At 67.2% G+C, this 8474-nt stretch carries 9 protein-coding genes; 7 read left to right on the forward strand and 2 right to left on the reverse strand.

Annotation, left to right across the window (positions count from 1 at the left end; genetic code table 11):
• The first annotated feature begins 18 nt into the window (after positions 1-18).
• From DW298_RS04075 to DW298_RS04085, 3 genes are read left to right on the forward strand one after another with little or no spacing between them, the layout of a single operon-like run.
• Positions 19-1074 carry a zinc-dependent alcohol dehydrogenase family protein gene (locus tag DW298_RS04075; RefSeq protein ID WP_136041199.1) on the forward strand — a complete coding sequence of 352 codons (1056 nt, stop codon included), beginning with the start codon at positions 19-21 and terminating at the stop codon, positions 1072-1074.
• 48 nt (positions 1075-1122) lie between these two features.
• On the forward strand, positions 1123-1893 hold the full coding sequence (locus DW298_RS04080; RefSeq protein ID WP_136041200.1) for an isocitrate lyase/phosphoenolpyruvate mutase family protein: 771 nt from the start codon (positions 1123-1125) through the stop codon (positions 1891-1893).
• A gap of 42 nt (positions 1894-1935) precedes the next feature.
• The gene (locus tag DW298_RS04085; protein ID WP_136041201.1) at positions 1936-3696 is read left to right on the forward strand and encodes a proline--tRNA ligase; all 1761 of its coding nucleotides are present in this window, start codon (positions 1936-1938) and stop codon (positions 3694-3696) included.
• Between the two features lie 17 nt (positions 3697-3713).
• Here the strand turns inward: DW298_RS04085 and DW298_RS04090 are convergent, their stop codons facing one another.
• A complete protein-coding gene (locus tag DW298_RS04090; protein WP_136041202.1) occupies positions 3714-4217 on the reverse strand; it encodes a pyridoxamine 5'-phosphate oxidase family protein in 504 nt (167 codons plus the stop codon).
• Positions 4218-4352: 135 nt separating this feature from the next.
• On the opposite strand from DW298_RS04090, the gene DW298_RS04095 reads away from it, so the two are divergent.
• A complete protein-coding gene (locus DW298_RS04095; protein WP_136041203.1) occupies positions 4353-5393 on the forward strand; it encodes a TIGR00730 family Rossman fold protein in 1041 nt (346 codons plus the stop codon).
• On the opposite strand, the gene DW298_RS04100 is transcribed toward DW298_RS04095, so the two are convergent.
• Positions 5362-6717, reverse strand: coding sequence for an NAD(P)/FAD-dependent oxidoreductase (locus tag DW298_RS04100; RefSeq protein ID WP_136041204.1), 1356 nt, complete (start codon positions 6715-6717; stop codon positions 5362-5364). The genes DW298_RS04095 and DW298_RS04100 overlap by 32 nt on opposite strands.
• 127 nt (positions 6718-6844) lie before the next feature.
• On the opposite strand from DW298_RS04100, the gene nusA reads away from it, so the two are divergent.
• The 3 genes from nusA to DW298_RS04115 form a co-directional block, all read left to right on the forward strand.
• Positions 6845-7828, forward strand: coding sequence for a transcription termination factor NusA (gene nusA / locus DW298_RS04105; protein ID WP_136041205.1), 984 nt, complete (start codon positions 6845-6847; stop codon positions 7826-7828).
• 62 nt (positions 7829-7890) lie between these two features.
• Entirely contained in the window at positions 7891-8145 is a 255-nt protein-coding gene (locus DW298_RS04110) for a YlxR family protein (protein WP_136041206.1), read from the forward strand.
• 94 nt (positions 8146-8239) lie between these two features.
• The coding region (locus DW298_RS04115) for a translation initiation factor IF-2 N-terminal domain-containing protein (RefSeq protein WP_136041207.1) at positions 8240-8474 on the forward strand (235 nt) is incomplete at its 3' end.

Here is an 8474-nt window from a genome sequence, read left to right on the forward strand (position 1 = left end):
CCCGGGGAAGGAGGAGTCATGAAGGCGCTCGTTTTCCACGGTCCCGGCCGCAAGAGCTGGGAAGATGTCCCGGATCCGACGATACTGGCTGCGACCGACGCGATCGTCCGCATCGAGAGCACGACGATCTGCGGCACCGATCTCCACATCCTCAAAGGCGACGTTCCCGCTGTCGCTGAAGGCCGCATCCTCGGGCACGAGGGAGTCGGCATCGTCACCGAGGTCGGCGACGCCGTGACCGGCCTCGCGGTCGGGGACCGCGTGATCATCTCCTGCATCAGCGCGTGCGGCAAATGCGAGTTCTGCATGGGCGGTCTGCAGTCGCACTGCCTCGCGACGGAGGGCGCGTCGGGGATCGGATGGATCCTCGGACACTTGATCGACGGAACCCAGGCGGAGTTCGTGCGCGTTCCTTTCGCGGAGACCTCCCTGCAAAGGCTCCCCGACGCGATCCCGCCCGAGACTGCGGTGCTCCTCAGCGACATCCTCCCCACCGGACACGAGATCGGCGTGCAGTACGGCGGAGTCAAGGCGGGAGACGTCGTCGCGGTCGTCGGTGCCGGACCGGTCGGTCTCGCCGCGATCATGACGGCTCAGCTCTACGGCCCCAGCAAGGTCATCGCCATCGATCTCGACGCCAATCGCGCCGAGCTCGCGCAGCAATTCGGCGCCACCCACTCGGTCGTCTCCTCGGACACCGACTGGCGCGACCAGGTGCTGGCCCTCACGGATGGGCTCGGGGTGGATGTCGCGATCGAGGCGGTGGGCGTCTCGCAGACGTGGGACATGGTGCTGGACATCGTCCGGCCCGGCGGCCACGCGGCGAACGTGGGGGTTCACGGTTCACCGGTGGACTTCCCGCTGGACAGGCTGTGGATTCAGAACCTCACGATCACGACGGGACTCGTCAACACGAATACCGCGCGGATGCTGACGAAGCTCGTCGCGGAGCAGCGCATCGACCCGAGCGGGTTCGTCAGCCACCTGTTCGCTCTCGATGACATCGAGAGTGCGTACGACACGTTCGGTCGTGCGGCGGAGACCAAGGCGCTCAAGGTGGTGCTCAACGCCTGATGCGACGAACTCGGCCCGGCAGTGCGTATCCCGCGTTAGCGTGTAGTCATGACGACTGCAGCCAAGGCCCAGACCCTTGTCGGACTCTATGACGCTCCGGAGATCCTCCGGGTCGTGAACGTGTGGGACGTCGTGTCCGCGCGGGCGGTCGCCGCCCTCCCGGAGACGAAAGCGCTCGCCACCGCGGGCCACGGCATCGCCGCGTCCTTCGGCTACGAAGATGGTGCGACTCCCCGCGAGGTCATGATCGACATGGTGGGGCGGATCGCCGCCGCCGTCCAGGTTCCCGTCACGGCCGACCTCGACGACGGCTACGGCGACGCGGGGGAGACCACGCGCCTCGCCATCGCGGCCGGAGTCGTGGGCGCGAACGTCGAAGATCGGCTCAAGCCGCTGGGCGAATCCGTCGCCGCGGTCGAGGCGATCGTCAAGGCGGCGGAGGCCGAGGGCGTGCCCTTCGCGCTCAATGCCCGCACCGATGCGTTCGTCCGCGCCGGCGCACGCCCGGTGCCGCAGAGCATCGCCGACGCGATTCAGCGCGGGCGCGCCTACCTCGACGCCGGAGCGACGGCCGTGTTCGTCCCCGGCATCCTCGACATGAACGTCACCCGTCAGCTCGTCGAGGGCATCGGAGAGCGCAAGGTCAGCGTGATCGGCATTCCCGGCGCTCTCGCTGCGTCGGAGTACGAGAAGCTCGGCGTCGCCCGCATCTCCTACGGTCCGCTCCCGCAGCGGGTCGCGCTGACCGCGTTGCAGGAACTCGCCGCCGACCTCTACGCGGGCGGCGTCGTCCCGGCGAACCTTCCGGCGCTCAACTGACGACGTCGAAGACGAGTGACCGCGGCTCACTAGACTTGCTCCGTGGTCACTCGTCTTTCGAACTTCTTCCTCCGCACGCTCCGTGAAGACCCTGCAGGCGCAGAGGTCGCCAGCCACCGGCTGCTGATCCGGGCGGGATACATCCGCCCGCAGGCCGCCGGCATCTTCGCGTGGCTGCCACTGGGACTTCGCGTCAAGTCGAAGATCGAGACCGTCGTCCGTGAGGAGATGGCCGCGGCTGGCGCGCAGGAGGTCCATTTCCCCGCACTGATGCCTCGTGAGGCCTATGAGGCGAGCGGTCGTTGGGACGAGTATGGAGACCTGCTCTTCCGCCTGCAGGACCGCAAGGGTGGCGATTACCTCCTCGCCCCCACGCATGAAGAGGCCTTCACGCTGCTGGTGAAAGACCTGTACTCGTCGTACAAGGATCTGCCGCTCTCGATCTACCAGATCCAGGACAAGTACCGCGACGAGGCTCGTCCTCGCGCCGGCCTCCTCCGTGGGCGCGAATTCACGATGAAAGACGCGTACTCGTTCGATTCGTCGGATGAGGGCTTGGACGTCAGCTACCAGGCACAGCGTGACGCATACGAGCGCATCTTCCAGCGACTCGGACTCGAGTACGTCATCGTTCAGGCGGATGCCGGTGCGATGGGCGGGTCCCGTAGCGAGGAGTTCCTGCACCCGACCCCCGTCGGCGAGGACACCTTCGTGCGCAGCGAGGGCGGGTATGCGGCGAACGTCGAGGCGTTCACCACCGCGGTGCCCGATGCCATCCCGTTCGACGAGGATGCTGCTCCGGTGATCTTCGATTCCCCGGACACCCCCACGATCGAGACGCTGGTCGCGCACAGCAACCGCGAGCTCGAGGGGGAGTACACGGCCGCCGACACGCTCAAGAACGTGGTTCTCGCCCTGACCCACCTGGACGGCACGCGCGAGCTCGTCATCGTCGGCATCCCCGGCGACCGCGACGTCGACGAGAAGCGGGCCGAGGTCGCCTTCGCGCCCGCTGCGGTCGAGACGGCCACGGCCGATGACTTCGAGAACAACCCGCTTCTGGTGAAGGGGTACATCGGGCCCTGGTCGCCGACCGGCGCCGTGCTCGGCGAGGAGTCGGCCACCGGGATCCGCTATCTGGTCGACCCCCGCGTGAGCGAGGGCACGAGCTGGATCACCGGGGCCAACATCGATCAGAAGCATGCGCACTCGGTGGTCGCCGGACGCGACTTCGCTGCCGACGGGATCGTCGAGATCGCGAACGTGCGCGCCGGCGACCCCGCCCCCGACGGCTCCGGTCCGGTCGAGATCGCACGGGGCATGGAGATCGGTCACGTGTTCCAGCTCGGCCGCAAGTACGCCGAGGCGCTCGGACTGAAGGTGCTGAACGAGAACGGCAAGCTCGTCACGGTGACGATGGGCTCCTACGGCATCGGCATCACCCGCATCCTGGCGATCATCGCTGAGCTCAACAACGACGAGAAGGGCCTCATCTGGCCGGCATCGGTCGCGCCGTTCGATGTGCAGGTGGTCGCGGCAGGTCGCGATCAGGTCGCGTTCGATGTGGCCGAGGGGCTCTCGGCGCAGCTGGAAGCCGCGAGTCTCGACGTGCTGTACGACGACCGCCCGAAGGTGTCACCGGGTGTGAAGTTCGGCGATGCCGAGCTCGTCGGCGTGCCCAAGATCGTGATCGTCGGCCGCGGTGCCGCCGAGGGACAGGTCGAACTCTGGGACCGCGCGACGGGCGAGCGCGATGCGGTCTCCGTCGATGAGGTCGTCGCCCGACTCACCGCCGCCGGCTGAGAGCCGCGGCGGCGTCGTCAGCAGACGATGCGGCCGTGGTTCATGATGTCGTCATCCGGAGTGTCGCGGGTGACGAGGGACTTGAGGGCGCCGGCCGCGGTCGCGAGTCTGCCCTTCGCCGGTTCCCAGAACTCCGTCACCTTCGGCGTGACCCGGAGCAGAGCGATGCCCGGCGTCTCCAATCCGTCCGCGAACCAGATCTCCAACGACGGCGAGTAGAGCTCCTCCATCTTGGCTCGGTCGTGGACGATCTCTGCGGTGCCGGCGACGGACACGTACCGCATGCCCTTGGCGTCGCAGTACGCGAGGCCCACATCGTGGTGTCGGCGAGCTTCGGCGACCTTCTCGGTGTCCTCAGCGGTGAAGAACCAGATGCCTCCGGCGTCGTCCATCTGCCGGGTCGACATCGGTCGGCTGACGAGGTTGCCTTCCTCGTCGATCGTGGTCAGCATCGTGAAGTCGATGTCTTCGACGAGCTCGGCGATGCGGGCGAGGGCTTCGGGTCCGGTGATCTCGGTCATGACTCCACAGTGCCGCGTCTGGCCGCGGGCGGCATGGGCATTGACATCCAGACCGGGCGATGATCAGCCTGGGACGTCGACGCGATGCGCGGCGTTGCGGCCCACGGGGATCCGGCCGCGTGCCACGCTGGTGTCATGATCGACGAACCGCTGCCGGACGCCCTCAACTCCGAGATCGACGCCATCCTCGACGGCGCGGATGCACACGCCGACCGTCGGCTGGTGAGGAGGATGGTGCGGACGGCGATTCTGCTGGGAGAGGATGACGCCGACCGGCTCGACCTCAAGATCGCCTCTGCTGCGCTGGCGGAGATGCGCGACGCCTTCCGACTCTTCGCACCGTTCCGCGGTGTCCCCAAGGTGACCGTCTTCGGTTCCGCGAGAACCCGGCAGGACGACCCGCTCTACCTCACTGCTCGCGACGTCGCCGCCGCGCTGGCGAGTGACGGGTGGATGGTGGTCACGGGGGCGGGCCCCGGGATCATGCAGGCGGCCTCCGAAGGTGCCGGTCCCGCGCTCTCTCTCGGCGTATCGATCCGTCTCCCGTTCGAGGAGAAGGCGCAGGGTCTCATCACGGACAACGACCAGGTCGTCGCGATGAAGTACTTCTTCACTCGCAAGCTGATGCTCATCAAGGAATCGCTCGGGTTCATCTGTCTTCCCGGTGGGTTCGGCACCCTGGACGAGATGTTCGAGCTGCTCACGCTGCAGCAGACGGGGAAAGCGGAGCCCACGCCGATCGTGCTCCTGGATCAGCCGGGAGGCACGTTCTGGCAGGGTCTTCGGAGTTTCATCGACGACCACCTCGCTCCCACGGGAGTGATTTCGGAAGGCGACTTCGATCGGGTGGTCATCACCGATTCCGTCGACGCGGCTCGTGCGGAGATCACCGGTTTCTGGCACAACTACGATTCGCTGCGGTGGGTCGGTGGGGCGCTCGTGCTGCGCCTGCGCGCGGAGCCGACGGACGCCGAGATCGACGCGCTGAACGAACAGTTCGCCTCGATGCTCTCCTCCGGGCGGATCGAGAGGACCGCACCGCGGCAACCGGAAGTCGCCGACGACGACCTGCTGGAGCTGCCGCGGCTGATGCTCCACCTCGATCAGCGTCAGGTCGGGAATCTGTTCCGACTGATCGGTGCGATCAACGCACTTCCCTCTGCTCCCGCTCGATGATGCGAGCCGCGAAGTCGTCGAGGTCGATCGCGCGGCCCAGGATCCGTTCCGCGGCGCGGTGCCCCGAGTAGTAGGCCGCGCCGACGGTGGCAGGCTCATCGCCCCAGGTGGCCTCGCCCGCGAAGTGCAGGACTCCGTCGACGGGGCCGGCCAGGTCGTCGTGGTCGTGATGACTCGACCCCAGGGCCAGATGTGAGTAGGAGCCGTTCGAGAACTCGTCCTGACCCCAGTGCGTGACCCAATGAGCCCGGGGTTCGCCGACCGCATCCCCGTAGAGCACGCGGAGGGCACGCACGGCATCGGCGACGACGTCTTCGTCGGGGAGCTCCTGCATCCGTCTTCCGAAGGGGCCTGCGGCGAAGGTCAGCAGGGTGGGCAGGCCGCTGACAGCGGAGACGTCGTACCAGGAATGCCAGTGCTCACCGGCCTCGCCGAGCGCACGCAGCGCATAGCTGTCCTCGTTCCAGAACCGCCTGTCGAACTGGATGAAGACCTTGTTGAAGACTCCCATCCCGAGTCGTGTGAGAGGACCGGCCACGGCCTCCGGCAGTGCAGGATCGAAGGCGATCGCGCCAGCCTTGAGCACGCCCAGGGGGACGGTGACGACGACCTGATCCGCGGTGAAGGCTGTGTCGCCGGCGTGCACCACCACCCCGCTGCTCGAGTGATCCACCCTCGTCACGGTCGTCTCGAGGCGGATGTCGAGACCCGCGCCGATGCGCCGGGGAACCTCGTCGTATCCGCGCGGGAAGATCACCTCATCCCCGTCGATCGCGTCCTCGTCGAGGCCGTGTGCGTCGAGGTCTCCGATCCAGGCACCGCACTGCTCCTCGACCCGGTGACGGAAGAACTCGCGGATGTCGTCGATGCGCTCCGGCGCGAGGCCGGACCGGTCGAGAGCTCGTTCCGTCACGTCGAGATATGTGTCGCCGGGGGAGGAGGCGCCGATCTCCTCGACGAGGAGTCGATCGACCGCATCGACATCGTCGATCCACTGAGCGGTGGCGTCGGCACCCATGGGGCGCCCATCCCCGTCGAAGTTCTCGATGGGCCGCCCGCCGACCTGGAAGCTGCCCACTGTGTACTCGATCGTCGGAATCCGAAGTGCCTGGACGAGATCCCACAGTGGCGATCCGTCGATTCCATGAATCCAGGAGGCGCCACGGTCCACGGAGAACCCCGCCTCCCGATCGGTGTGCATCCGCCCGCCGACGCGGTCGCGACCTTCCAGGATCACGACTCGATGCCCCGCATCGGCGAGCATGCGCGCGGCCGTGACACCCGACATTCCCGCACCGATCACGATCGTGTCGAACGATCCCATGCGTCCTCCTCGACTTCCGGCGCGGAAAACTGCCGCCGTCGTGGCAGGGGCCGGTTGGCACAGGGTATCGTGGTACGGATGTCGCGCGTGCGAACAGGCGCGACGAGAGCTGAATAGAGAGGCCGTCATGGACATCGAACTGAGTCTTCTGCGAGGGATCGAGAAGGAGAAGGCGATCCCCTTCGACGAACTCGTCGCGATCATCGAGCAGGCGATCCTGACCGCGTACTCCAAGCATGTCTCCGAGGACGGTGTGACGCCCGAGGGCGTCCGCGTGCACCTCGACCGCAAGACCGGGCATGTCGCCATCCTGCAGGTCGTCCGCGACGAGGAAGACGCCATCATCGGCGAAGAGGATGCGACCCCCGACGACTTCGGCCGGATCGCGGCCTTCGCCGCGAAGCAGGTCATCAGCCAGCGACTGCGTGACATCGCCGACGACGTCGTGCTCGGCGACTTCAAGGACAAAGAGGGTGACATCGTCGCCGGCGTGATCCAGCAGGGTCCGAACCCGCGCATGATCCACGTCGACCTCGGTGCCGTCGAGGCGATCCTGCCCCCCGAGGAGCAGGTGCCCGGCGAGGAGTACACCCACGGATCGCGTGTGCGCGTGTACGTCACCAGCGTCGCCAAGGGGCTCAAGGGACCGCAGATCACGGTCTCCCGCACGCACCCGGGGCTCGTCCGCAAGCTCTTCGCGCTCGAGGTTCCGGAGATCGCCGCCGGTCTCGTCGAGATCGTGGCACTGGCCCGCGAGGCCGGTCACCGGACGAAGATCGCCGTCAAGGCGAACGACCCGTCGATCAACGCGAAGGGCGCCTGCATCGGGGAGCTCGGCCGCCGCGTGCGCGCCGTGACCGAGGAGCTTGCGGGGGAGAAGATCGACATCGTCGACTACGACGCCGACCTGCCCACGTTCGTGGCGCACGCGCTGTCGCCGGCCAAGGTCACGAGCGCTTTCGTGCTCGACGCGAGCACCAAGGCCGTTCGGGCCCTGGTGCCCGACTACCAGCTGTCGCTCGCGATCGGCAAGGAGGGTCAGAACGCGCGTCTGGCCGCCAAGCTCACCGGCGCGAAGATCGACATCCAGCCGGACAGCGTCCTCGACTGACCGGCTCCGGCCTTCCGCCTCGCCCGGCGCGCGGGCGAGGCGGGGTGAAACGCAGGTGTAAGATGGAACCCGTACGAACGTGCGTCGGTTGTCGCACGCGTGCTCCCCGCTCCACCCTGCTCAGGGTGGTGTCCCAGAACGACACTCTCATCATCGATGAGCGTGCTGTGCTGCCGGGGCGCGGCGCGTGGGTCCATCCGACTCGGGAATGCATGGATGCCGCTCTGCGACGCCGCGCATTCGGACGAGCACTGCGCGTGGCCACTGAGCTGGACACGCGGACCTTCGAACAGCACCCACCAAGAAACAAAGGCTGAACAGCTATGGAAACAAAGTGAACGGCTCGAAATGAGACCCGTCCGCGACTAGTGGTCTGCCCTGTCTGGGTGGACCGACTCAGACAGGAGAATTGTGGCTGGTAAACCACGCGTACATGAGATCGCCGCCGAACTCGGCGTCGACAGCAAGGTCGCTCTTGCAAAGCTCAAGGAACTCGGCGAGTTCGTGAAGAGCCCCTCTTCGACCATCGAACCGCCGGTGGCGCGCAAGCTGCGCGCGGCGATCGAGGCCGACGGGTCGCTCAAGGGTGCGGCCGAGTCCGCTCCCGCGGCCAAGCCCGCTGCCGCCAAGACGGCGGCGAAGCCGG

This window comes from Microbacterium sp. A20, from assembly GCF_004794515.1.
Lineage (GTDB): Bacteria > Actinomycetota > Actinomycetes > Actinomycetales > Microbacteriaceae > Microbacterium.